Annotated in this window: 22 protein-coding genes and 1 pseudogene; 7 read left to right on the forward strand and 16 right to left on the reverse strand. The window is 68.2% G+C overall.

The features are described 5' to 3' along the window. Nucleotides 1-16: 16 nt before the first annotated feature. Nucleotides 17-2,581, reverse strand: coding sequence for a baseplate multidomain protein megatron (locus WFK61_RS00135; RefSeq protein WP_336809437.1), 2,565 nt, complete (start codon nucleotides 2,579-2,581; stop codon nucleotides 17-19). A 34-nt stretch (nucleotides 2,582-2,615) separates the two neighbouring features. After that, a pseudogene (locus WFK61_RS00140) lies at nucleotides 2,616-3,086 on the reverse strand (head-tail connector protein); the annotation flags it as partial. A gap of 99 nt (nucleotides 3,087-3,185) precedes the next feature. Here WFK61_RS00140 and WFK61_RS00145 point away from each other — a divergent pair. Then, nucleotides 3,186-3,962 (forward strand): S1 family peptidase, encoded by a 777-nt coding sequence (locus tag WFK61_RS00145; RefSeq protein ID WP_336809438.1) that lies wholly within the window; start codon nucleotides 3,186-3,188, stop codon nucleotides 3,960-3,962. A gap of 63 nt (nucleotides 3,963-4,025) precedes the next feature. Next, entirely contained in the window at nucleotides 4,026-4,871 is an 846-nt protein-coding gene (locus WFK61_RS00150) for a S1 family peptidase (RefSeq protein WP_336809440.1), read from the forward strand. A gap of 6 nt (nucleotides 4,872-4,877) precedes the next feature. On the opposite strand, the gene WFK61_RS00155 is transcribed toward WFK61_RS00150, so the two are convergent. From WFK61_RS00155 to WFK61_RS00195, 9 genes are all read right to left on the reverse strand, one after another. Further along, entirely contained in the window at nucleotides 4,878-6,122 is a 1,245-nt protein-coding gene (locus WFK61_RS00155) for a phage major capsid protein (RefSeq protein WP_336809442.1), read from the reverse strand. 23 nt (nucleotides 6,123-6,145) lie between these two features. Continuing rightward, a complete protein-coding gene (locus tag WFK61_RS00160) occupies nucleotides 6,146-6,646 on the reverse strand; it encodes an HK97 family phage prohead protease (protein WP_336809444.1) in 501 nt (166 codons plus the stop codon). After that, nucleotides 6,643-6,822 (reverse strand): hypothetical protein, encoded by a 180-nt coding sequence (locus WFK61_RS00165; protein ID WP_336809446.1) that lies wholly within the window; start codon nucleotides 6,820-6,822, stop codon nucleotides 6,643-6,645. The genes WFK61_RS00160 and WFK61_RS00165 overlap by 4 nt, the downstream gene beginning before the upstream one ends. Continuing rightward, nucleotides 6,819-7,019, reverse strand: a complete 201-nt coding sequence (locus WFK61_RS00170; RefSeq protein ID WP_336809448.1) for a hypothetical protein — start codon at nucleotides 7,017-7,019, stop codon at nucleotides 6,819-6,821. Before WFK61_RS00170 ends, WFK61_RS00165 begins: the two co-directional genes overlap by 4 nt. Next, entirely contained in the window at nucleotides 7,016-8,197 is a 1,182-nt protein-coding gene (locus WFK61_RS00175) for a phage portal protein (protein WP_336809450.1), read from the reverse strand. Before WFK61_RS00175 ends, WFK61_RS00170 begins: the two co-directional genes overlap by 4 nt. Before the next feature lie 37 nt (nucleotides 8,198-8,234). Continuing rightward, nucleotides 8,235-9,497 (reverse strand): DNA-packaging protein, encoded by a 1,263-nt coding sequence (locus WFK61_RS00180; RefSeq protein WP_336809452.1) that lies wholly within the window; start codon nucleotides 9,495-9,497, stop codon nucleotides 8,235-8,237. Continuing rightward, on the reverse strand, nucleotides 9,475-9,873 hold the full coding sequence (locus WFK61_RS00185) for a hypothetical protein (protein ID WP_336809454.1): 399 nt from the start codon (nucleotides 9,871-9,873) through the stop codon (nucleotides 9,475-9,477). The genes WFK61_RS00180 and WFK61_RS00185 overlap by 23 nt, the downstream gene beginning before the upstream one ends. Before the next feature lie 157 nt (nucleotides 9,874-10,030). Further along, nucleotides 10,031-10,612 carry an LOG family protein gene (locus tag WFK61_RS00190; protein ID WP_336809456.1) on the reverse strand — a complete coding sequence of 194 codons (582 nt, stop codon included), beginning with the start codon at nucleotides 10,610-10,612 and terminating at the stop codon, nucleotides 10,031-10,033. Next, nucleotides 10,609-11,991: a M20/M25/M40 family metallo-hydrolase gene (locus WFK61_RS00195; RefSeq protein ID WP_336809458.1), complete on the reverse strand. Its 1,383-nt coding sequence runs from the start codon at nucleotides 11,989-11,991 to the stop codon at nucleotides 10,609-10,611. Before WFK61_RS00195 ends, WFK61_RS00190 begins: the two co-directional genes overlap by 4 nt. 193 nt (nucleotides 11,992-12,184) lie before the next feature. Here WFK61_RS00195 and WFK61_RS00200 point away from each other — a divergent pair, with 193 nt between their 5' ends. Then, entirely contained in the window at nucleotides 12,185-13,528 is a 1,344-nt protein-coding gene (locus WFK61_RS00200; protein ID WP_336809460.1) for an Nramp family divalent metal transporter, read from the forward strand. A gap of 130 nt (nucleotides 13,529-13,658) precedes the next feature. Here WFK61_RS00200 and WFK61_RS00205 read toward each other — a convergent pair whose 3' ends face one another. Next, nucleotides 13,659-15,200, reverse strand: coding sequence for a helicase HerA-like domain-containing protein (locus WFK61_RS00205; RefSeq protein WP_336809462.1), 1,542 nt, complete (start codon nucleotides 15,198-15,200; stop codon nucleotides 13,659-13,661). Nucleotides 15,201-15,355: 155 nt separating this feature from the next. Here WFK61_RS00205 and WFK61_RS00210 point away from each other — a divergent pair, with 155 nt between their 5' ends. From WFK61_RS00210 to scpA, 4 genes are all read left to right on the forward strand, one after another. Next, on the forward strand, nucleotides 15,356-15,742 hold the full coding sequence (locus tag WFK61_RS00210) for a DUF2267 domain-containing protein (RefSeq protein ID WP_336809463.1): 387 nt from the start codon (nucleotides 15,356-15,358) through the stop codon (nucleotides 15,740-15,742). Between the two features lie 166 nt (nucleotides 15,743-15,908). After that, nucleotides 15,909-17,882, forward strand: coding sequence for a methylmalonyl-CoA mutase subunit beta (locus WFK61_RS00215; protein ID WP_336809465.1), 1,974 nt, complete (start codon nucleotides 15,909-15,911; stop codon nucleotides 17,880-17,882). Between the two features lie 14 nt (nucleotides 17,883-17,896). Continuing rightward, nucleotides 17,897-18,721, forward strand: coding sequence for a bifunctional hydroxymethylpyrimidine kinase/phosphomethylpyrimidine kinase (thiD, locus tag WFK61_RS00220; protein WP_336809467.1), 825 nt, complete (start codon nucleotides 17,897-17,899; stop codon nucleotides 18,719-18,721). Beyond that, a complete protein-coding gene (scpA, locus tag WFK61_RS00225; RefSeq protein WP_336809469.1) occupies nucleotides 18,718-20,883 on the forward strand; it encodes a methylmalonyl-CoA mutase in 2,166 nt (721 codons plus the stop codon). Before thiD ends, scpA begins: the two co-directional genes overlap by 4 nt. Nucleotides 20,884-20,945: 62 nt before the next feature. Here scpA and WFK61_RS00230 read toward each other — a convergent pair whose 3' ends face one another. The 4 genes from WFK61_RS00230 to WFK61_RS00245 form a co-directional block, all read right to left on the reverse strand. Then, nucleotides 20,946-21,215 (reverse strand): hypothetical protein, encoded by a 270-nt coding sequence (locus WFK61_RS00230; RefSeq protein WP_336809471.1) that lies wholly within the window; start codon nucleotides 21,213-21,215, stop codon nucleotides 20,946-20,948. A gap of 97 nt (nucleotides 21,216-21,312) precedes the next feature. Continuing rightward, on the reverse strand, nucleotides 21,313-22,101 hold the full coding sequence (locus WFK61_RS00235; RefSeq protein WP_336809473.1) for an ABC transporter permease: 789 nt from the start codon (nucleotides 22,099-22,101) through the stop codon (nucleotides 21,313-21,315). Further along, nucleotides 22,098-23,000, reverse strand: a complete 903-nt coding sequence (locus tag WFK61_RS00240; RefSeq protein WP_336809475.1) for an ABC transporter permease subunit — start codon at nucleotides 22,998-23,000, stop codon at nucleotides 22,098-22,100. The genes WFK61_RS00235 and WFK61_RS00240 overlap by 4 nt, the downstream gene beginning before the upstream one ends. Then, a complete protein-coding gene (locus WFK61_RS00245) occupies nucleotides 22,997-24,166 on the reverse strand; it encodes an ABC transporter ATP-binding protein (RefSeq protein ID WP_336810079.1) in 1,170 nt (389 codons plus the stop codon). Before WFK61_RS00245 ends, WFK61_RS00240 begins: the two co-directional genes overlap by 4 nt. Nucleotides 24,167-24,180: the final 14 nt, after the last annotated feature.

Here is a 24,180-nt window from a genome sequence, read left to right on the forward strand (position 1 = left end):
CACAACTCACAGTAGATCAACGCACCGAAATCAGTCCACGCCATTCACGGCCAGGGCCGACCACGGCGCTGAGCTGCCGAAGCGAAAGCCCGATCTCCTGTTGCTCGGAACCGAAATCGGCGAGTTCCTGTGCGGCCAGATAGGTCCATTCCGGCGCGTTCACGATTTCGGTACGCAGCACCGTCTCGCCGTCGAGGATGCCAATTTCATAGCGCTCTGCCTCTTCTCCAAGCGGCACTTCGACCAGGTCCCAGGAATCGCCGTCGATTCGCGTCCGCCTGATCCAGTCCACGACGATACCGGCCCCTGCCCGCGCCGCCTTCGGGCGGACCGGTGAGAACGGGACGAGCGCGTCCCCGGCGATCGGAACCGAAAACTCGACCATCGTCGCATCGCCGACATCGTCGCGGGCCGGGCCGACGCGGTAGCGCCGAGTCCGGCCGAGATCGGCAAGGTTCGTGGTCAGCGCAACGGCCGCGCCATCCAGCACCACGACGCGCGAGCCGACCGGGAGAACCCGTGCAGCGACGGCTTCGCTGCCCCCGATACCGCGAATCAGGCCGGACAGGCGGAACTGCTGCGGACCCGTCAGCTCGACCTGCGAGACCGTGACGATCTCGAGCGCGCCGTCCGCTCCGACCAGCGCCAGTGCATTCGCGCCCGCCAGCGCCGCCTCCGGGGAGACCGAGGACAGCACGCCACCGCGCAGCCGGACCTCCAGCACGGCGCGACGGTCCGTCCGCCAGAGCGGTCCCGGCGGCAGCACCATCAGGGTCTCGCCGACGATCGACGGCGCCTCGACGAGCCCGTCGAGATCGAACAGCCCGGCCTCGTTGGCCCGCCAGATCGCGAGTCCACCCGGCCAGGGCGCAGCGAAAGCCGCCAGCGAGAGCAAGGGCGGCGGCTGCACGGTGACGACCGGCAGGGCGAGCGGCACGGCCAAAGGACGGCCGGGCAGCGCCGGAGGGGTTCGCGGCGGACGCGTGCCGCCGCCCGCTCCCGCGGAAACATAGACCGCCGGCTCGACCGCGCGGGCGCTGATCCGGCGCGTCGGACCGTCGGCGATGCGGGTGACGCGAAACAGGCGGCTACCCGTGTCGACCGGAACGGACAGCACATCGCCGGGCTCGATCGCGATGCAGCGTGGCGACAGCTCGCATTCGAGGGTCTCGCGCCCGGCCCAAGCCTCCTGAAGGCGTTGATCCGCCAGGCGCCGTCCCTCGGCAGAACGGGTCACGATCGCGGTTTCGACCGCGACCTCGCGCCGGGCAGCGCCGGCCAGACGGCGCGAACGCGCAGCCGCGCTGCGATAATCGGCCTCGCTGTCGCTGAAGCCGAGGCGCAGTTCGAGCGGCAGCTCGGTCTCCTGGCTGCGCCGCAGCGTGAACGGCTCGCCATCGCGGTCGGGAACGAGGTCATCCGTGCCAAGCAGGCGCGAGACCTTGCCGCCCCTGCCCTCGAAACGCAGCATGCCCGCGCTCATGACCGGATCGAAGCCGAAGCTCTGAGCCAACGGCTCCAGCGCCTGGCGCGCCGTCAGCGGACGGTCGAGCACATAGCCGTCGACGAAGCCATCGACCGTGGTTCGCTCGGCTGGCGGTAGGCCGAAATCGGCGAGCAGCTTCGCGACGAGTCGATCGACCGGCGCGCCTTCCAGACGCCCGTTCAGCGAATGTCCGGTCTCGAAACTCGCCCCGTCGGCCCAGGTATCGGAGAGATCCGGAAAGGCCGGGAAGGGCCGCGTATCCCAGTTCCAGACGAAGATCCGACCGGGATCGACCATACGGATGCCGCTGACCGGATGGACCGGGTTGCGCGCGGCATCGAATCCTGCCCGCGCCGGATCGAAGCCCGAGATGATCGCCTCCAGCGCTCGCGCCTGCACGAGATCGTCGCGCGTGCCGCTCGAAAACGGCGGAAAGCCGCCCTCGTCCGATTTTGGATCGGGGAACATGTTGGGCGCATTGGCGCCCTTGTCGACGGCCGGCACGCCGACCTCGGTCAGCCAGATCGGCTTCGCGCCCGGCACGAACGGCGTCGCTGTCGTCTCGATGCCGCCGCTGCGGCGAATATGGGCCTGGCTCCACCAACCCCACAGGTCCTTCGGCCGGTAGATCCAGGGCTTGCCATAGATGCCGTCCGTGATCGGCAGCCGTAACTGCGACGCCCTGCCGGCATCGTCGGCATAATACCAGTCATAGGCTTCGCCGGTGGTGAGGCGCTGGCGCAGATAGGAGAGATCGGCCGGCCCCCGCGCGATCGTAGCATCGGCATGGCTGCCGGAATCACGCCAGTCCGAGAGCGGCGGATAGAAATCGATGCCGATCGCGCCGATGGCGGGCGAAGCCCAGAGCGGATCGAGCGGAAAATCGATCGTGTTCCCGCCGTCGCGGACATCCGCGCCATATTCGGTCCAGTCGGCCGCATAGGTCAGAACGGAACCCGGCAGCATGGTCTTGACGTCCTGAGCGATGGCCACGAGCTCGTTGACCATCGGGTAGCCCGCCGCGCCGCGCAGATGCGTCAGCCCCACCATTTCGGAGCCGACGACGAAAGGCTTGCGCATCGCGGCCGGCGACATCGCCGCGCTGCTCGAACCAGCGAGCGGCAAGGCGCAGAACAGCCTGTCTCAACGGAGCCGGGACGGCTGCAACGGTCGCGCCATAACCGGCGACGATGTCGATCTCGATCGCGCCATGGGCACGGCCGATCTCGGGCAGCTCGCCGGTCAGGCGAATGACCGGCGGATCGGCAGTCTTGTCCAGGGTCAGGGATGCGGCTGCGACAGCCTGAGCCGATCCCAGCAGGTCGTAGACGCGCGCCGCCTCGATCAGCAGCAGCGGCGAGAGCGGCAGGCGGATCTCGCCGCCCGCTGGCCAACGGTCGAGCACGATGCGCCAGGGCTGCTCGATCAGGCAGCGACCCGATGCCGCCTCGATCATCAGCCTTGCGGCCGTGATCAGGGTGGCAAGCAAGCTGTCCTCGTCGGTCTGGTCGAGGCGCAGGAACTGGCGGGCTTCTGCAAGCGTCACCGGCTCCATCGCCGGCGGGCCGAGGGCAAGCGGCGTCATGGACGCTCCCTTCATTCGTTCGATTTCAGGGGTTCGACCGCGAAGCCGCGGCCGAGAGGGTTCATCTGCGGCGTCGGGCGCGCTATTCAGCGCTCTCTCGGAGAGGAGCACCCGATGCACATCGCCAACCGGATCGCCGCCATCGGCCTCGCCTGCGCCGCCGCAAGCTTCGGGAGCGCCCCGGCGCGAGCCGTCGTGGCCGGACAGGAGGGCGGGCCGGATGCCGGCTCGACGCTGATGGTGCTGAACGCCCGCGGCGGGGTCTGCACCGGCATCATCCTGTCGGCGCGCGCCATCCTGACCGCAGCGCATTGCGCCGCCGGCGGAGCGGAACTGCGCGTTCACTGGCGCCAGGGCGGCGAGCCTGTCCTCGTCGTGCCGTCATCGGTCGCGATTCACCCGGAATTCGATGCCGGCGCGATCCGCAGCCGCCGCCGCACGATCGACCTCGCGCTGGTTCGGCTGTCAGAGTCTCTGCCCACCCGGTTCAGCGTGGCCACTCTCGTCGACGGTTCGCTGCCGCGCGCCGGCAGCAGCGTGACGCTCGCCGGCTATGGCGTCTCCCGCGAGGGCGAGGCCCGCAGCACAGGCACCTATCGCTCGGCTGCTCTGACGACCGTCGAGCCCTACGGCCCCGGCCGCATCCTGCTCTGGGCGGCCGATTCCACCGGCGGCGGCAAGCGCCCCGGCGCCGGAGCCTGCCAGGGCGATTCCGGCGGGCCTATCTTCGGCGATGACGGCGTCGTCGCCGTCACGAGCTGGTCGACCGGCCCTTCCGGGCGCCAATGCGGGTTGCTCAGCCAGGGCGTCCTGGTCGCGCCGCAACGCGGCTGGATCGATTCCACCCTGTCGAAATGGGGCGAAAGCGCGCGCTGGACACGCGGCCGCTGACGGAGGGGCTGGACTGTGGCGCGCCACAGCCTAGATTGATCGGCCAGTCCATTGGTTCGTTTCATGATCTCGCGCTCGTCCCTCGCCCTTGCCTGTTTCCTGATCGCCGGTGCCGCTCAGCCGGCGCTAGCCGTGGTCGGCGGCGTCGATTCGCGCGACGCGCTCGGCGCCCGCGCCTCGACCGTCCGGATCGAAACGAGCCGCGGCGAGCTCTGCTCGGGCGCGGTGATCGCCCCCGAGATCGTGCTCACCGCGGCCCATTGTCTGATGGGCGGCGGCTCGATCAGCGTGGTCAGCCTCGACACCCGCTTCAGGGCGCGCCGCCAGATGGTGGTCGCGGTCCTGCCGCATCCGAGCTTCGTGCCGGGCACGACGCCGCGCACCCAGCCCGGCACGGACCTCGCCTTGCTGCGCCTGGCCCAGCCCCTCCCCGGCGATATCGAGCCTTTGACGCTGGGCAGCGGCCTCTGGCAGGGCGAAACCGTCACCATGGCCGGCTACGGGCTTTCGGCGGAGAACAACAAGCGCACGGCCCGGCGCCTGCGTGAGACGCAGCTCGTCAATGCCGGCAACTACACCACACAGAACACCGTCAAGGTCGCGGTCGATGCCGAGAACCGCGGCGAGACGCCGGGCGCCGGCGCCTGCCGCGGCGATTCCGGCGGGCCGGTGCTGCGCGGCAGCGGGGCCCGCTCGCGCGACCTCGTCGGCATCGTCAGCTGGTCGAGCGGCCCGCTGAAGACGCAGGTGAAGCGCATCTGCGGCGGCTTCACCGCGATCACCCCGATCAGCGACTATCGCAGCTGGATCGCCGAGGGCACCGCGCGGCTGCGGGCGCTCGGCAGCGAGGCGCCGGCCGAGCAGGCAGCCGAGCCCCGCGCCGCCTTCAGCTGGTGGTTTTCGCGCTGAGCGGATTTACACCGCGAACTTCAGCCCCTTGATCGCGGCAAAGTCCTGCACGCCGCCGCCGACCCGCTTGGTCGTGTAGAACAGCACGTAGGGCTTGGCGGAATAGGGGTCGCGCAGGATGCGGACGCCAGCCCGGTCGACCACGAGATAGCCGCGCCGGAAATCGCCGAAGGCGATCGAAACCGCGTTGTTGGCGACATTCGGCATATCCTCCGCCTCGACCAGCGGAAAGCCGAGCAGCGTCGCCGGCGCGCCGGCCGAGGCCGGAGGCGCCCAAAGGTAGTTGCCCGTGGAGTCCTTGAATTTGCGGACGGCGGCCTGCGTCTTGCGGTTCATGACGAAAGAGGCGTTCTGGCGGAAGCCTGCCTTCAGCGCATAGACGAGATCGACGAGCACGTCGGAGGGGTTCGAGGCCGGAAAGGCCCCGGCGACGCCGGTGTTGAGCACGCCGATATTGCCCCAGCTCCAGCTGGCATCGGCGACCGTGGGATAGGCCAGGAAACCCTTGGGCTTGTCGACGCCGTCGCCATTCACGAAGGCCGCGCCCTCCTGCTCGGCGAAGGCGCTCTCGACCTCCTCGGCGATCCACTGGTCGATATCGACGATGGCGTCGTCGAGCAGCGTCTGGGTCGCCGCCGGCATGGCGTAGAGTTCCATGGCCGGGAAGGACAGTTCGGCCAGGGTCGGCGAAGCGCCCTGCGGCCGGGCCGCCGTCTCCGCCACCCAGCCGGAGGCCGGGCCGGTCGTCGAGAACGCTTTCTTGTAGGTGCCCGACGAGATGGTGCGGACGGTGGCGAGCGCGCGGATCGGCGAGACATTGGCCAGGCGGCGCAGGATCTCGCCCTCGACGGTCGCCGGTGCGAGATAGCCGCCATCCGGCCCGGAGCCGGCGGAGAGCGCCTTGGATTCCAGCCGCTTCAGGCCGCCGGCCTCGCCGGTGCGGACATAGGAGGCGAAAGCCGCCTTGTGCTCGACCGTCAGCGGATCGCGCGGGCCGTCCTGGCCGAGCGCCGGGCGGGCGCGCTCCAGCGTCAACCGATCGATGCGGCGCATGGTGTCGTCGAGCGCCGCATCCATGCGGATGAGCTTCTCCTCGGTCAGCGGGTCGGCGCCCTGCCGCGCTTCGAGGCCGGCAAGGCGCTCCTCGTTGGTCGCGCGGTAGTTCTCCAGCGTGTAGCGCAGGTCCTCGAAAGCCAGCGCGAGATCGCCGCCGGCGGCCTTGGTCTCGGGCGCGGTATTGAGATGGCTCATGGTCTCTCCTCGGGGGTGATGGGTCAAATGAAGGCGGAGGGCCTGGTCGCCTTCACAGCGGCGATCCGGGCCTGCGGCAGCATCGGGAAGGTCACGATCGAGACTTCCCAGAGATCGATGCGTTCGAGCCGGCGCAGGCCGGTTCGCGGTTCGGTGCGGGCCTTCTCGTGGCGAAAGCCGATCGACAGCCCGTCGATCGCGCCGTCGCGCATCAGCGCGTGAAGCTCCCGGGCACGGGCGACGGCCAGCGACAGCCGGCCGCGCACGAACAGGCCGCGGCTATCCTCGATCAGGCTCGACCAGCGTCCGATCGGCTCGGCCGGATCGTGCTGCCAGAGCATCTTCACGCCACCCGGCCCGCGCCGTTGCAGGCTCTCGCGGAAGGCGCCGGGTTCGATGATGTCCTTGCCGAGATCGGGAATGCGGAACAGGCTGGCATAGCCCTCGAAGACGCCGTCCAGCCCGATCCGGGCGGGCTGAAGCGGCAGCAGCTTGGATTCGAGCGAGGCGCGGGCCGGTATCATCGCTCGCCCTCCGCCCCGTCCCGGCCACCCTTCGTCCGTTCGTCCTCCAGCTTGGCGAGCTGGCGGACGAAGCGGCTGAAGGTCTCGACGGGCGCGCCGCTGCGTGACGCCCTGCCCGCGCGGGCAGGCGCGGGAGCCTTGGGCGGCGGCTTGACCGCGCCGTTTCTGCCTTTCATGGAGAATCCCTCTCGTGGCGTGCGTTGAAGCGGTTGAGCTCGCGAACGAAATCATCGAAGCGGCGATTGGCGGCGGTGAGTTCGCGCAGGACGAGCCAGGCCAGCCCCGAGGCGCTCGCCGCCCAGAGCAGCAGGCCGAGATGGCCGACATCGGCGCGGCCGACGAAGGCCGCGACGACCTGTTCGAGCATGTTCATGGACCCTCCTTCCCGGAGGCACGCCGGCCATAACCGACGGCCTCACGCTTCTCGTCCTCGTCGAGGAAGGTAGCGGCGCCGAGCCGGCGCCAGAGCGATTCCCGCTCGTCGGACAGCGCCTCGATGGCGTCGAGATCGGGCTCCAGCGTGAGTTCGTCGCCGAAGGCCGGGCCAAGCCATTGCGCCAGCGACTGCGCCGTGCGGCGCACCAGCGGGATGACCGTCTGGCGCCAGAGTGCGCGATTGGCCTCGGCAAAATTGGCGTGGGTGTTGTCCCCGGGCAGGCCGAGCAGCAGCGGCGGCACACCGAAGGCGAGCGCGATCTCGCGAGCCGCGACGCCCTTGGCGGCGACGAAATCCAGCTCCGCCGGCGTCAGCGAAAGCGGCTTCCAGTCCAGCCCGCCTTCGAGCAGCAGCGGCCGGCCGGCATTACGGGCGCCCTGGAACGAGTCTTCCAACTCCTGCTTGAGCCGTTCGAACTGTGCCTCGGTCAGCGCCGCGCCTTCCGGCCCGTCATAGACCAGGGCACCGGAAGGCCGCGCGGCGTTGTCGAGCAGGGCCTTGTGCCAGCTGCCCGCGGCATTGTGGATGTCGAGCGAGACCGCCGCGGCCTCGATCGGCGACAGGCCGTAATGGTCGTCGACGGGGTGGAACAGCGTGAGGTGCAGGATCGGCGGCAGGCCGCCCTCGTCCTGCCGGAAGCGCACCGTGTCGCCGCCGACCGTGTAGTCATAGGCCTCGGGCCAGCCGTCGCGGCCGGGAACAACGCGCATCCGGTCGGGCCGGAGCGCATAGAGTTCGCGCGGCTCGCGACCAGCGCTCACCGCCTCGACATAGGCATTGCCGGCGACGAGCAGATGCCCGACCAGCATCTCGCGGAAGGCGATGCCGCCCTGGCGCGGATTGGGCCGCTCGATCAGCGCGAGCGCCGGATGCTCCGGCACCTCGCGCGAACCGACCTTGGCGACGAGCGGCGTCTGGGCCGCGGCTTCCGCAATCAGGCGGATGCAGCGATGCACGACCGGATTGCGCTCATAGCCCTCCCGCGAGAGCGCGACATAGTCGCGAGGCGTCCAGACGGCGCGCCCGGCCTCGTGCAGCGCGATCAGCGGCCCGACGCGCGAGCGCTTCTGGCCCGGCGCGGTTCGGCCGCGCAGGCTGCGAAGAAAATCGAACATGGATGTCTCGCTGTTGGAGCTTGAAGGAAGCGAAGGGCTAAATTCCCCGCACCCGTGGCCGGGCCTTCGGTGCCAGCATCAGGTGGGTCAGCGCCCATACGAGCGCGTCGAGCCGGTCCGGCGAGCGACCGGTTTCGAGACCGAGCGGGCCGAAGGCGCACATCTCGTCCTCGAGTTCCGGAAAGGCCCCGGCGTGGCGCACCCGACCCTGCGCATAGAGCGCGGCGACCGGCTCGGCGCGAAGATATTTGCCGCGCGTCGCCCTGACGGAGACCACGGGAACGCCGGCATCGACCTCGCGGATGATGCTTTCGACCATCTCGCCTCCCTGGTTGACCTCGACGACCAGCGCATCCGCCTCATGTCGGCGGTAGAGCGCGACCGCCCTCTCCGCCCATTCCTGTGGGCGGGCACCGGCCAAGGTCGCATCCTCCAGCACATGGCCGATGCCGCCATGGTCGACACCGGCGACGACGAGCCCGCAGCGGTCCGCCCGTTGCGAAGAGGTGGCGGGCGGATCGACCGCGACCGCGATGCGAGCCAGCGCCGGCTTCTCGCGCTCGCGGGCCGCCTCGATCATCGCCCGCGTCCAGAGCGCGTCCGGGCTCTCCTCGACGATCTCGCCGTCGAGTTCCTGCCGGCCGAGGCGCGTGCCGCCATAGGTCTGCGTGACCGTGCGCACGAACTCGGCAGCGAGGTTGTAGCGGTTGTCCTGCGTCCGCGCCCGGCTCACCGCGACATGTGGCTCGATCAGCAGGCGCTTCACCAATGGCAGCGGGCGTGGCGTGGTCGTCACGACCTGACGGGGATGGTCGCCGAGGCGCAGGCCGAATTGCAGCATGTCCCAACTCTCTTGAAGGTTCGGCCATTTCGCCAGTTCGTCGGACCAGGCGGCGCCGAATTGCGGGCCGCGCAGGCCTTCCGGGTCTTCCGCTGTGAAAACCTGTGCGATTGCGCCGTTCGACCATTGCAGGCGGCGCAGCGAGGGCTGCCAGACCGGGCGCTCCCAGCGATTATGGACCGAGAGCAGCCCGGAGACGCCCTCGATCATCACGTCGCGGACCTGTGCTTGCGTCTCGCCGACGAGGGCGATCCGCTCCGTCGGCATCTCCGCGAAAGGCGGGTGGCCCAGCGCCATGCCCTTGACCCATTCGGCGCCGGTGCGGGTCTTGCCGGCGCCCCGCCCGCCCAGCACCAGCCAGATCGGCTTCAGCGGCTCGGGCGGCAATTGATCGGGCCGCGCCCAGATTTCCCAGGTGCTGCGAATGATCTCGACGTCATCCGGCGTCGCCGTCGGCATCAGCTTCCTGAGAATTCTCACCCGCATCCTGAGCGGCCAGCGCTTCAAGACGTCGAGCAAGATCCTGACGGAGCTGTGCGACATGTCGCAGATCGTCGGCGGAAGGGTCATCCGTGCGCTTGTCCTTCCTCGTGGCCGGGGGCTCCTCGATCGCGACCAGCTCGCGCACGGTGCGGGCGAGCACGGCGAGCGCCTTGGCGTCGGCCTCGCTCGCGGTCGTGCCCTTCGGCAGGTCGGCGAGATGTTCCTCATGGGTGTCGATCTGGCGCTTGGCGGCGCGCCAGAGCTGCCCAACCACCGCCTTGCGCGAGATCGTCTTCCGTTTCGACTTCGGTCCAGCAGCCGGCTGCGGCGTTGTCTCGTCCTCTTCGGCCATCGCGTCCTTCCCGATGACAGGCACGAAAAAGCCGCCGGCTGGAGAGCGCGGCGGCTTCGTTCGGGCAGATTTCGTGAGCGTTCCTGATCTCTACCCGATCAGCGCCACGATGTCAAGGACAAAATTCCTACAACCCTGAGGGGCAACCGCCGAAGCCTCAGGCCTGCTCCTTCTCGATCCATTTATAGGTCGCAGCCGGCACATAGTTTTGCATGCGGTCGAGCAGCGTCGCCGGCTCGGTATCGGTCATCGCCATCGCCCGGTGGTTCTGCTTGAGGAAGCCGGCTTCGACGGTGCGGTCGAGGAAGGTCGCCAGCGGATCGTAGAAGCCGGCGACATTGAGCAGGCCGAGCGGCTTGGCGTGGATGCCGAGCTGGCCCCAGGTCCAGATCTCGAACAGTTCCTCGAAGGTGCCGATGCCGCCGGGCATGGCGATGAAGCCGTCCGAGAGCTCGGCCATGCGCGCCTTGCGGGTGTGCATGGTGTCGACGACCTCGAGCCGGGTCAGCCCGACATGGCCGACCTCCTTGTCCTTCAGCGCCTTGGGGATGACGCCGTGGACCTCGCCGCCAGCCTCCATCGCCGCATTGGCGACGATGCCCATCAGGCCGACCGCGCCGCCGCCATAGACCAGCGTCAATCCGCGCCGGGCGATCTCGGCGCCCATGGCGCGGGCACCCGCCGCATAGACGGGATCATTGCCGGGATTGGAGCCGCAGAAAACACAGACAGATTTCATGAACCGAGAGCTTGCAAGATGCGGGCCCAGGAGCGCTGGCCCTTGTGGAAGGAGGACAGGTCGTATTTCTCGTTCGGCGAATGGACCCGATCGTCGTCGAGGCCGAAGCCGACGAAGAGCGTGTCGATGCCGAGCGTGCGCTTGAAATCGCCGCCGACGGGGATCGAGCCACCGCTGCCGATCGACACGACGCGGCCGCCCCACTCATCGGCGAGCGCGACGCGCGCCTTCTGGAGCACCGGCGAATCCACCGGTACGGCCAGCGCCGGCGAGCCGGAATGGCTGATGAATTCGGCGATCACGTCCTCCGGCAGGCGCTCGCGGATGAACTGGTGGAAGGCGGCGGCGATCTTCGCCGGGTCCTGATCGCCGACGAGGCGGAACGAGACCTTGGCCGAGGCCTGGCCCGGAATGACCGTCTTGCTGCCCTCGCCGGTATAGCCGCCCCAGATGCCGTTGACGTCGCAGGTCGGGCGCGACTGGATCTGCTCGATCAGCATCCGGCCCTTCTCGCCAATGGAGTGCTTCAAGCCCACCTGGCCGAGGAATTCCTTCTCCGTCAGGTTCAGGTCGGCCCATTCGGCCTTTTGGGCGTTGGTCGGCTCATGCACGCCCTCGTAGAAGCCGGGAATGGTGATGCGGCCGGTCTCGTCGTGAATCTCGCCGAGGATGCGCGCGAGGATATGGATCGGGTTCGCGGCCGCGCCGCCGAACAGGCCGGAATGCAGGTCGCGATCGGCGGCCGTCAGCGTGACTTCCTGATAGACCATGCCGCGCAGGGTCGAGGTGATCAGCGGGGTCTCGCGGTCCCACATGCCGGTGTCGCAGACCAGCGCGTAATCGGCCTTCAGCTCGGCGGCATTGGCCTTGATATAGCCCGGCAGGTTGACCGAGCCCGACTCCTCCTCGCCCTCGACGAGGATGGTGAGGCCGATCGGCAGGTCCCCGGTCTCGGCCAGCGTGGCGCGCACGGCCTCGATGAAGGTCATCACCTGGCCCTTGTCGTCGCAGGCGCCGCGCGCCGAGATGATCTTGCGGCCGGGCTCCAGCTCGCGGACGACCGGCTTGAACGGGTCGGTCTCCCAGAGGCTGACGGGGTCGACCGGCTGGACGTCGTAATGGCCGTAGAACAGCGCATGCGGCGCGCCGGGCTTCGGGCGATGGGCGAGGACGACTGGATGTCCGCCGGTCTCGCGCAATTCAGCCTTGAAGCCGAGCCCTTCCAGATCGGCCCGCAGCCACTCGGCGGCGGCGCGGGTCTGAGCGTTGAAGGCCGGATCGGTGCCGATCGAGGGAATCTCAAGCCACGAAGAGAGACGGTCGAGCGAGGCGTCGAGCCCGTCGTCGAGACGGGCGAGAATGGCGGGAAGCTTGGTCATGGCGGCCATCGAATGCGATTCAGATGACGTCATCATGGCAAGCCCAGGTGCCAGCGTCAGCTTCTATTCACGCATGGCGGGCAGGCTCCGCCGGCCCGTCACAGGCCTAATTGCCAACCGTTTGCAATTGCATTGACATGCCCATGCGGAGCCGCTACCCCTTATTGCGATCAAGTTGCAGCAAGGCATCGTCATGTCGCAAAGCGCCCCCGAATCCTCGTCGATTTGGCTTCGATCGCGCGGCGAACCCTCGCTGACGGATGTCTTCCGCACCATCAAGGTGACGCCGACCTCGTCGAACTGGCGCAAGTTCCTCGCCTTCTTCGGGCCGGGCTATCTCGTCGCCGTGGGCTACATGGACCCCGGCAACTGGGCGACCTCGCTGGCCGGTGGCGCCCAGTACGGCTACACGCTGCTCGTCGTCGCGCTGGTCTCCAACCTGATGGCGATCATCCTGCAGTCGCTCTGCGCGCGGCTCGCCATCGCCTCCGGGCGCGACCTCGCCCAGGCCTGCCGCGACGCCTATCCTCCCTATATGGCCTGGCCGCTCTGGCTGCTCGCCGAATTGGCGATCTGCGCGACCGACCTCGCCGAGGTGATCGGCACCGCGATCGGCCTCAACCTGCTCTTCGGCATCCCGCTCGAGATCGGCGTGCTAATCACCGCCTTCGACGTCTTCGTCATCCTCTGGCTGCAGACGCGCGGCTTCCGCTGGATCGAGGCGTTCATCATCACGCTGCTCGGCGTCATCGCGGTGTGCTTCGGCATCCAGATCGCTCTGGCCGATCCGAACTGGGGCGAGGTCATCCGCGGCTTCGCGCCGACGACCGAGATCGTGACCAACCCCAACATGCTCTACATCGCGCTCGGCATCATCGGCGCGACGGTGATGCCGCATAACCTCTACCTGCATTCCGGCATCGTGCAGACCCGCGCCTATGGCGAGACGCTGCCGGAAAAGCGCGAGGCGCTGAAATTCGCGACGATCGACTCCACCGTCGCGCTCTGCTTCGCGCTCTTCATCAACGCGTCGATCCTGATCCTCGCCGCCGCCACCTTCCACAAGGCCGGCCATACCGACGTCGCCGAGCTCGGCCGGGCACAGGAGCTGCTGCAGCCGCTGCTCGGCGCCTCGATCGCGCCCTCGCTCTTCGCCATCGCCCTGCTCTGCTGCGGCCTGAATTCGACGGTGACCGCGACCATGGCCGGCCAGATCGTGATGGAGGGCTTCCTGCGTATCCGCCTTCCGGCCTGGATGCGGCGGCTGGTAACGCGCCTCGTCGCCATCATCCCGGCAATCGCCGTCACGCTGATTTATGGCGAGGGGCAGACAGGGAAGCTCCTGATCCTGAGCCAGGTCGTCCTCAGCCTGCAATTGCCCTTCGCGGTGGTACCGCTGGTGATGTTCACCGCCTCGAAGCAGAAGATGGGTGAACTCGTCGCGCCACGCTGGCTCAGCCTGACCGCAGCCATCATCGCCGCGATCATCATCGCGCTGAACCTCAAGCTGCTCTACGACTTCGCGACGGGCGCGTGAGGGGCGATAGCACCGCTTGCACCAACAGACGTCATGCTCGCCCTTGTGGCGAGCATCCACGTCTTGAACACCACCCTCGATCAGCGAAGACGTGGATGGTCGGGACAAGCCCGACCATGACGGAAAGCGCTCAGCGCTTTCCGCCCGACATCGAGCCGAGAATACCGCGCAGGATCGCCGTGCCGACCTGCCGGCCGATCGAGGTCGCGGCCGAGCGCGCGGCCGAGGTGATGATCTTCTCGGCCATGCTCTGCGGCAGCGGGCCGCCGCGCGAGCCCGGCCCGGTCTTCGGGCGCTGCTGGGGGGTGCCACCGCCGAGCCAGCCGCCGATCGTGTCGAGAATGCCACCGCCGCCATCCGCAGAGGCTTCGACCGGCGAGCCGTCCGGATTGAGGTTCTTGCGCGCCAGCAGAATCTCATAGGCCGACTCGCGGTCGACCATGGTCTCGTACTTGCCCTTCTCGGGCGAGGCGTTGATCGCCTGCTGGCGCTGCTGCGGCGAGCACGGGCCGACCTGCGCCATCGGCGGCGCGATCAGGGCGCGCTCGACCATTTCCGGCGAGCCCTTGCCTTCGAGCATCGAGATCAGCGCCTCGCCGACGGCGAGCTGGCTGATCGCCTCCTCGGTCTTGATCTTCGGGTTCTGGCGGAAGGTCTCGGCAGCGGCGCGCACCGCCTTCTGGTCGCGCGGGGTGAAGGCGCGCAGCGCGTGCTGGACGCGGTTGCCGAGCTGGGCCAGCACCGTATCGGGGATGTCGAGCGGGTTCTGCGTGACGAAATAGACGCCGACGCCCTTCGAGCGGATCAGGCGCACGACCTGCTCGACCGCCGTCAGCAGCGCCTTGGGCGCGCCGTTGAAGAGCAGATGCGCCTCGTCGAAGAAGAAGACGAGCTTCGGCTTGTCGAGATCGCCGACCTCCGGCAGCTGCTCGAACAGCTCCGAGAGCAGCCAGAGCAGGAAGGTCGCGTAGAGCCGCGGATTGTTCATCAGCTTGTCGGCGGCGAGGATGTTGACGATGCCGCGGCCGTCGCGATCGGTCTTCATCAGGTCGTTGATGTCGAGCGCCGGCTCGCCGAAGAAGAGATCGCCCTTCTGGTTCTCCAATACGAGCAAGGCGCGCTGGATGGTGCCGACCGTTGTCGCGCTGACATTGCCGTATTTCGTCGTCAGTTCCTTTGCATTGTCCGCGATGAAGGTCAGGATCGCGCGCAGGTCCTTGAGGTCGAGCAGCAGCAGCTTCTGCTCGTCGGCGATGCGGAAGGCGATGTTGAGCACGCCCTCCTGCGTATCGTTGAGATCGAGCAGGCGGGCGAGCAGCAGCGGGCCCATCTCGGAGATGGTGGCACGGACCGGATGGCCCTGCTCGCCGAACACGTCCCAGAACACCGTGGTGAACTGGTCCGGCTCGTATTTCAGGCCGAGTTCCTTGGCCCGGTTGACGAAGGGCGGCTTGGAATCGCCGGGCGCGACGATGCCGGAGAGATCGCCCTTGATATCGGCCGCGAAGACCGGAACGCCGTTGCGGGCGAAGCCCTCGGCCATGACCTGCAGCGTCACGGTCTTGCCGGTGCCGGTCGCGCCGGTCACCAGCCCATGGCGATTGGCGAGCTTGAGCAGGAGATTTTCAGGCTTGCCGCTCTTGCCGATCAGAATCGCGCCGTCATTCGCCATTGAATTCGCCCATTCGTTCCTGAAGCTTCGGAAAGGGGTGTAACCAAACGACGCAGAAGGCGGAAGCCCGGGGCCGTTGGAAATCAGATCGTAAACATGTAAACTATTTTTCGAAGGCTTCGTGGCGAAGCCGTTTGGCGAGGGGTTTAAAGTCCATGGAAGAGTTGCTCACGCGCGTGGCCGCGGTTGCCGGCATCAATGAAGAGCTCGCCCGCAAGGCGGTCGGCATCATCCTCGCGTTCCTGCAGAAGGAAGGCCCGGCAGCCGAGATCGGCCAGCTGATGGCGGCTCTGCCGGGCGCGCAGGCTCTGGCCGATGCCGAAGGCGGCGCAAAGGGCGGCATGCTCGGCGCGATCGGCGGCCTGATGGGCGGCGGCGGCGGCGTGATGGCGCTCGGCGGCCAACTGATGGGCGCCGGCCTCTCCATGGGCCAGATCCAGAGCGTCTCGAAGGAGATGTTCGCCGTGGGTCGCGAAAAGGCCGGTGAGGACGCGATGGGCGCCATCGTCGGCGCGATCCCGGGTCTCGGCCAGTTCGTCTGATCCCAGTCGCATTCTTCAACGCCGCAGCGCTATCTCAGGATAGCGCTGCGGCGTTTTTGCATTCTCGCACCCGTCTTGCGACGAAGTAGGGATGGCGGTGCGCGCGCGCCCATGGCAATCAGCGCTCCACGGCTGCACACTGTGCAGAAGAGGAGCATCGGCGCGCATGAACTCGGCTGCCCCATCCGACCTTCCCTATCTCGACGCCTTCGCGGCGCCGTCGCATGACGCGTGGCGCCTGGCGGTCGACAAGGTTCTGAAGGGCGCCGATTTCGAGAAGAAGCTCGTCGGCCGCACTGCCGACGGCATTCGCATCGAGCCGCTCTACCCGGCTGCCGCAGCACCTCAGCGGGCCCTGCGTGCCGAGACCGGGCGCTGGCATGTCGCGGGCCGTCTCGATCATCCCCAGCCGGCCGAGGCCCGGGCGCTCGCCCTCGCCGATCTCGAAGGCGGTGCCGATACGCTCACCATCAGCTTCGCCGGAGCGCTGGCGGCGCGCGGCTACGGCCTTGTCGCCGACGATGTCGCGACGCTCGACGCCGCGCTCCAGGGCGTGATGCTGGACCTGATCCATCTGCGCCTCGATCCCGCCCCCCAGGGCCGCATCAATGCCCTGCTGCTGGCCGCCCTGATCGAGAAGCGTGGCCATGCGGCGAGCGAGATTTCCGTCTCCTTCGGGCTCGATCCGATCGGCGTCTTCGCCAGCCGCGGCTCTCTTGCAGCCCCCTGGCCCGAGCTTGGCCGTAGGCTCGCAGCGACGATCCGCACGCTCAAGGAGCGCGGCTTCGCCGGGCCGTTCATCGAGATCGACAGCCGGCCCTATCACGAGGCCGGCGCCAGCGAGGCGCAGGAGCTGGGCGCAGTGCTCGCCACGGCGGTCGCCTATCTGCGTGCGCTCGAAGCGCAGGGCCTGTCGCTGTCGGAAGCGCGCGATGCGCTGGCCTTCACGCTGGTCGCGGATACCGACGAGTTCCTGACGGTGGCTAAGTTCCGCGCTGCGCGGCTGCTCTGGAACCGCATCCAGCAGGCTTGCGGCCTGACGGCGAAGCCGGCCCGCATCCACGCCGAGACGGCGTGGCGCTCGCTGACGAAGCGCGATCCCAACGTCAACCTGCTGCGCGGCACGGTCGCGGCCTTCGCGGCCGGCGTCGGCGGCGCCGATTCGATAGCCGTCCAGCCTTTCACCGCCGCGCTCGGCCTGCCCGATGGCTTCGCGCGCCGCGTCGCCCGCAACACCCAGCTGATCCTGCTCGAAGAGAGCAATCTCTGGCGCGTCGCCGACCCCGCCGCCGGCGCGGGTGGCTTCGAGACGCTGACGCAGACGCTCTGCGAACAGGGCTGGCAGGCCTTCCAGGAGATCGAAAGGCAGCGCAGCGGCGATCTCGGCGGCATCGTCGCATCACTGGTCGACGGCCATCTCCAGAAGGCGCTCGCCGGGCAACGTGCCGCCCGGGCCAAGGCCGTGGCAACGCGCCGCGAGCCGATCACCGGCACCAGCGAGTTCCCGAATATCCGCGAGGAAACGGCGAAGGTTCTCCCGGTCGCCGCAGTCAAGCTCGACGGCAAACGCGTGCAGGGCAGCCTCGCCGAACGTAACCAGGGCGAGATCATCCGCTCCTTCGTCGGCGGCGCCGGCCGGGCCGATGCGCTGGCTGCCCCCGCCGCCGGCCTGCGCGCGGAGCCCCTGCCCTCGCTCCGGCTGTCGGAACCGTTCGAGGCCTTGCGCGACAAGGCCGATGCCCAGCCGCAGCGCCCGGTCGTCTTCCTGGCGACGCTCGGCCCGATTGCCGATTTCACCGCCCGCGCCGGCTTTGCCCGCAACCTGTTCGAGGCCGGCGGCCTCGCGGCGCCCAGCGGCGACGGCTTCGCCAAAGACGGCGCCACCGATCTCGACGCTCTCGTCGGCGCCTACCGCACCTCGGCCGCGAAGCTCGCCTGCCTGTGCGGTTCCGATGCCGCCTATGCCGCCGAAGGCCCGGCAGCCGCAGAGGCCCTCACCAAGGCCGGCGCCACCGTCTGGCTCGCCGGCCGCCCGGCCGAGACCGAGGCCCTGAACAAGGCCGGTGTGACCTCGTTCATCTATATGGGCTGCGACGTCGTCGAGACACTGACGCAAGCGCAAGCCGTCGCAGGCGCCTGACCGGAGATACGCGTTTGACTGCCATCGCCCTCACCATCGCCGGTTCGGATTCGAGCGGCGGCGCCGGCATCCAGGCCGATCTCAAGACCTTCGCGGCCCATCAGGTCTATGGCGCCAGCGTTATCGTCGCGCTGACCGCGCAGAACACGAAGGGCGTCAGCGCCATCCACGCCGTACCGCGCGATTTCGTCGCCCAGCAGATGGATGCCGTCTTCGAGGATCTCGATGTCGGTGCGGTCAAGATCGGCATGCTGGCCACGGCCGAGTTGATCGAGACGGTCGCCGCTGGCCTTAAGCGTCATGGCGCGAAGAACGTGGTGCTCGATCCGGTGATGATCGCCGCCTCCGGCGCCCGGCTCCTGGAAAGCGCGGCGGTCGAGGCGATCCGCACCCATCTTTTCCCGCTCGCGACCCTGATCACGCCGAACCTGCCGGAGGCCGCTGCCCTGCTCGGCACCAGCATGGCCGAAACCGACCAGGCGATGGATGAGCAGGCCGAGAAGCTCGCTGCGCTCGGCGCGGCCAATGTGCTGGTCAAGGGCGGGCACGGCACCGGCGAGATCAGCAGCGACCTCCTGCTGCTGGCAGGCGGGACGCGCCAGCGTTTCAACGCGCCGCGCCTCGCGACACGCAACACGCATGGCACCGGCTGCACCTTGTCTTCCGCCATCGCCGCCAATCTGGCCAAGGGGCTGGCGCTGCCGGAAGCCGTTGGCCACGCCAAGACCTATATCTCCGCTGCCATCGCCGCGGCCGACCAGGTTGCGGTTGGCCACGGCCACGGACCGGTGCATCATTTCCACCATTGGTGGGATAGGACCGACGGGAGTCAATCATGACCGCGATCCCGGATTTCACGAAGCTCGCCTTTGCCGCAGGGGCTCGCCCTGCCGCCAGCGCCTTGCCCACGGGCGAGAATTGGCAGACGCCCGAGGACATCCCGGTCAAGCCGGTCTACACCGCGGCCGACCGTGACGGCCTGCCCTTCGTCGAGACGCTGCCCGGCATCGCGCCCTATCTGCGCGGCCCCTACCCGACGATGTATGTCAACCAGCCCTGGACGATCCGGCAATATGCCGGCTTCTCCACGGCCGAGGATTCGAACGCCTTCTACAGGCGCAACCTCGCCGCCGGGCAGAAGGGCCTCTCGGTCGCCTTCGACCTCGCCACCCATCGCGGCTACGATTCCGACCATCCGCGCGTCGCCGGCGATGTCGGCATGGCCGGCGTCGCGATCGACTCGATCTACGACATGCGCACGCTGTTCTCCGGCATCCCGCTCGACCAGATGAGCGTGTCGATGACGATGAACGGCGCCGTCCTGCCGGTGCTGGCGCTTTATATCGTCGCGGCGGAAGAACAGGGCGTGTCGCAGGCCAAGCTCTCCGGGACCATCCAGAACGACATCCTCAAGGAGTTCATGGTCCGCAACACCTATATCTACCCGCCCTCGCCCTCGATGCGGATCATCGGCGACATCTTCGCCTTCACCTCGGCGAACATGCCGAAGTTCAACTCGATCTCGATCTCCGGCTATCACATGCAGGAAGCCGGGGCGACGCAGGACCTTGAGCTCGGCTACACGCTGGCAGACGGCGTCGAATATATCCGCGCCGGCCAGCGGGCTGGCCTCTCCGTCGATGTCTTCGCGCCGCGCCTGTCCTTCTTCTGGGCGATCGGCATGAACTTCTTCATGGAAGTCGCCAAGATGCGCGCCGCCCGGCTGATCTGGGCGAAGCTCGTCAAGGATTTCGGAGCGCAGAACGAGAAATCCCTCCCCTTACGCACCCACTGCCAGACCTCCGGCTGGTCGCTGACGGCGCAGGATGTGTTCAACAACGTCCCGCGCACGATGATCGAGGCGATGGCGGCGACTCAAGGCCATACCCAGTCGCTGCACACCAATGCGCTGGACGAGGCGCTGGCCCTGCCGACCGATTTCTCGGCCCGCATCGCCCGCAACACCCAGATCCTGCTGCAGCAGGAGAGCGGCACGACCCGGATCATCGATCCCTGGGGCGGCTCCTACTATGTCGAGCGGCTCACCGCGGAACTGGCCGAGAAGGCCTGGGGCCATATCCAGGAGGTCGAGAAGCTCGGCGGCATGGCCAAGGCGATCGAGGCCGGCATCCCGAAGCTGCGCATCGAGGAGGCCGCCGCCAAGACGCAGGCCCGCATCGACGGCGGCCAGCAGGCGATCATCGGCGTCAACTGCTACAAGCCCGACAACGAGGCCACGATCGACGTGCTCAAGGTCGACAATGCCGCGGTGCGCGCCCAGCAGCTCGACAAGCTCAGGCGCCTCAAGGCCGAGCGCAGCGAGACCGAGGTGCAGGCCGCGCTGACGGCGCTGACCAACGGAGCGGCCGGCAATGGCAACCTGCTCGATCTCGCGGTGAAGGCAGCCCGCGCCAAGGCCACCGTCGGCGAGATTTCCATGGCGATGGAGCAGGTCTTCGGGCGCCACCGGGCCGAGATCAAGGCGATCTCGGGCGTCTACAAGCGGGAGGTCGGCGAGATGAACCCAGCCGTGACGCGCGTCCAGCTGATGTGCGAGGCCTTCGAGGAAGCCGATGGGCGGCGCCCGCGCATCCTCGTCGCCAAGATGGGGCAGGATGGGCACGATCGCGGCCAGAAGGTCATCGCCTCGGCCTTCGCCGATCTCGGCTTCGACGTCGATATCGGTCCCCTCTTTGCGACGCCGGACGAGGCGGCACGGCAGGCGGTCGAGAACGACGTCCATATCGTCGGCGTCTCGTCGCTCGCGGCGGGGCATCTGACGCTGGTGCCGGAATTGAAGGCGGCGCTCGCCAAGGCCGGCCGGCCCGACATCATGATCGTGGTCGGCGGCGTCATCCCGCCGCAGGATTTCGACGCGCTGATCGAGGCCGGCGCCTCGGCGATCTTCCCGCCCGGCACCGTCATCGCGGACGCCGCCGAGAAGCTGCTGCAGGAACTGAACGAGCGCCTCGGCTACGCCCAGCGGACGGCCGCGGAATAAAAGAAGGCGGGCGCTGCCAGCCGGCAGCGCCCGCCCCATGATCACGACCGACGTGGCGACACTTACCGCCAGCCGTAACCATAGCCGTAGCGCGGCGGAGGCGGCCGCGAGCCATAACCGTCATAGTAGCGATGCCAGCGGCGCTGGCCCCAGAAGCCGTGGACGGCAGGCGGCGTCGGGCGCCAGCCATAGCCGTAGGCCGGGCGATCATAGGAGCGCTCATAGCCGCCGAAGGCCTGGGCCTCGCCTGCCCCGGCGAAGGCCGAGCCTGCGAGCACGGCACCGCTGAGCGCGAGCGCTGCCAAACCGATCCGGGCGCGATTGCCAAACATGGTCTCATGTCCTGTTCCGGCAGGGATCGCCCTGCCACGGATCGGACATTCGCAGGTTCTGGCTGAACGGGCTTTGAGGGCGCCGTTCAGCCGCCGTTTAACTGCCGGCCAGTTGCTCGCGCTTCAAAAGCAGCGAAGCCGCGATCACGACGACGGCCACGGCACCGATCATGATCGTGCAGGCGGCATTGATCTCGGGGGAGACACCGAGCTTGACCGCCGAATAGAGCCGCATCGGCAGCGTCGTCGCGCCTGGCCCGGTCGTGAAGCTCGCGATGACGAGATCGTCGAGCGAGAGCGTGAAGGCCAGCATCCAGGCCGCCGCCACTGCTGGCCAGATCAGCGGCAAGGTCACGGTCCAGAAGGTGACGAAGGGCGTGGCGCCGAGATCCTGCGCGGCTTCCTCCAAAGAGCGGTCGAAGCCCGCCAGCCGCGATTGTACGACGATGCAGGCGAAGCCGAGGCTGAAGGTCGCGTGGGCGATCGTGACCGTCCAGAAGCCGCGCTCGACATCGGCCGCGACGAAGAGCAGCAGCAGCGACAGCCCCGTCACGACCTCGGGCATGACGAGCGGCGCCAGCACCATGCCTGAGAACAGGGTGCGCCCCATGAAGCGACCGTGGCGCGCCAGAGCCAGCGCCGCCAGCGTACCGAGCACGGTCGCCAGCGTCGCCGAGACGAAGCCGAGGCGCACCGAGAGCCAGGCAGCGTCGAGCAGCGGCCCATTCTGCAGCAGCGCGCCATACCAATGCGTCGAGAAGCCGCCCCATACCGTGACCAGCCGCGAGGCGTTGAAGGAGTAGGCGATCAGCGTCAGGATCGGCAGGTAGAGGAAGGCGAAGCCGACGATCAGCGCGAGGATCAATCCGGGGCCGAGCCGGCTCATGCCGCCATCTCCCGGCTCAGGCGGGCGCGCTGGAGCAGGACGAGCGGCAGCACAAGCACCACGAGCAGCACGACCGCCACCGCCGAAGCCAGAGGCCAGTCGCGGTTCGAGAAGAATTCGCTCCACAGCACCTTGCCGATCATCACCGTATCGGGGCCGCCGAGCAGATCGGGAATGACGAATTCGCCGACCGCCGGGATGAAGACCAGCGCCGAGCCGGCCAGGATGCCCGGCAGCGAGAGCGGCAGGGTCACCGTCAGGAAGGCCGTGATCGGCGTGGCGCCAAGGTCGGCAGCCGCCTCGAGCAGGCCGCGGTCGAGCTTCTCCAGCGTTGCGAAAAGCGGCAGCACCATGAAGGGCAGGTAGGAATAGACCATGCCGAGCAGCACGGCCGTCTCGGTATTGAGCAGGCGCAGGGGCTCGCCCTCGAAGCCGAGCAGGCCAAGCGCCGCATCGAGCAACCCTTCCGGCCTGAGGATGCCGATCCAGGCGTAAACGCGGATCAGGAAGGAGGTCCAGAACGGCAGGATGACGAAGACCAGCAGCAGGCCGCGCCAGCGCGCGGGCGCCGAGGCCATGGCGTAAGCGAGCGGATAGCCGATCGCGAGCGCGAAGACGGTCGTCAGCGCCGCGACGCGCAGGGAATAGAGATAGCTCTGCCAGTAGAGCGCGTCGTCGCCGAGCAGGCTGAAATTCGCGAGGTCGAGCTGCGAGAGGAATTCGCCGAGCTGAGCGAGGCCCTCCCAATGCGGCGCATAAGGCGGCAAGGCCGTCGCGGCCTGCGAGAAGGCCATGCGCAGCACGATGGCGAAGGGGGTCAGGAAGAACAGCGCGAGCCAGAGATAGGGCACGGCCACGACGAGACGCCGCAGCCGCTGCATTGAGGCGACCGCGCTCATGGCGGCAGCACCACGCCGGCCTCGACATCCCAGGAAAGCCAGACCTTGTCGTCCCAGGCGAAGGGCCGCGCCATCCGGCGCGTGCGGTTGGCGAGCGCGACCTTGATGAGCTGGCCGCCTTTTCCCTGTTCGTCTTGGCCGCCGAGCATCACCTGGATCATGGTGAAGTCGCCGAGATAGCCGATATCCCAGATCTCGCCCGCGACCTTGTTGACGGTCTGGTCCGGCTCGTCATGGCCGATCTCGATCTTCTCCGGTCGGATGCCGACGACGAGCGGCTCACCCGGCTTCAGGGCCGGCGCCTCCTCGTCAAGCTCGACGGTGCCGACATGCGGCATCTCGGCCCGGACCAGCTCGCCCTCGACGGCTGCGATCCGGCCTTCGAAGATATTGATGTCGCCGACGAATTCCGCGACATGGCGATTGGCCGGGGCCTCGTAGATCACGTCGGGCGGGCCGATCTGGACGAGCTTGCCATGGTCCATCACCGCCATGCGGTCGGCCATGGTCATGGCCTCGTCCTGGTCGTGAGTGACGACCATGAAGGTGAGGCCAAGCTCGCTCTGCAGGTCCATCAGTTCGAACTGGGTCTGCTCGCGCAGCTTCTTGTCGAGCGCCGCCATCGGCTCGTCGAGCAGCAGCAGCTTCGGCCGCTTGGCCAGCGAACGGGCGAGCGCGACGCGCTGGCGCTGGCCGCCGGAGAGCTGGTGCGGCTTGCGCCCGCCGAAGCCGGAGAGCTTCACCAGCGCCAGCATCTCCTCGACGCGCCGGTCGATCTCGGCGCGCGGCAGCCCCTCGCGCTTCAGCCCGTAAGCGATGTTGCCGGCCACGCTGAGATGCGGGAACAGCGCATAGGACTGGAACATCATGTTGATCGGCCGCAGATGCGGCGGGATGCCGGTGATGTCCTGCCCGTCGAGCAGAATCGTGCCCGCATCAGGCGTCTCGAAGCCGGCAAGCATGCGCATCAGCGTGGTCTTGCCACAGCCGGACGGTCCGAGCAGCGCGAAGAACTCTCTGGGATAGAGTGCAAGCGAGAGATCGCCCACGGCGGTGACGTCGCCGAAGCGCTTGGTCACGCCCCGGAACTCGACCAGCGGCTTCGCCGCCGGGTCGTTCCAGGGCTGGAAAGCCCGGCGCACGCTGCCGGGCGAGGTCTTCTTCATGGCGCCCGCGACCT

The sequence above is a fragment of the Allobosea sp. MMO-172 genome, assembly GCF_037147855.1.
Lineage (GTDB): Bacteria > Pseudomonadota > Alphaproteobacteria > Rhizobiales > Beijerinckiaceae > Allobosea.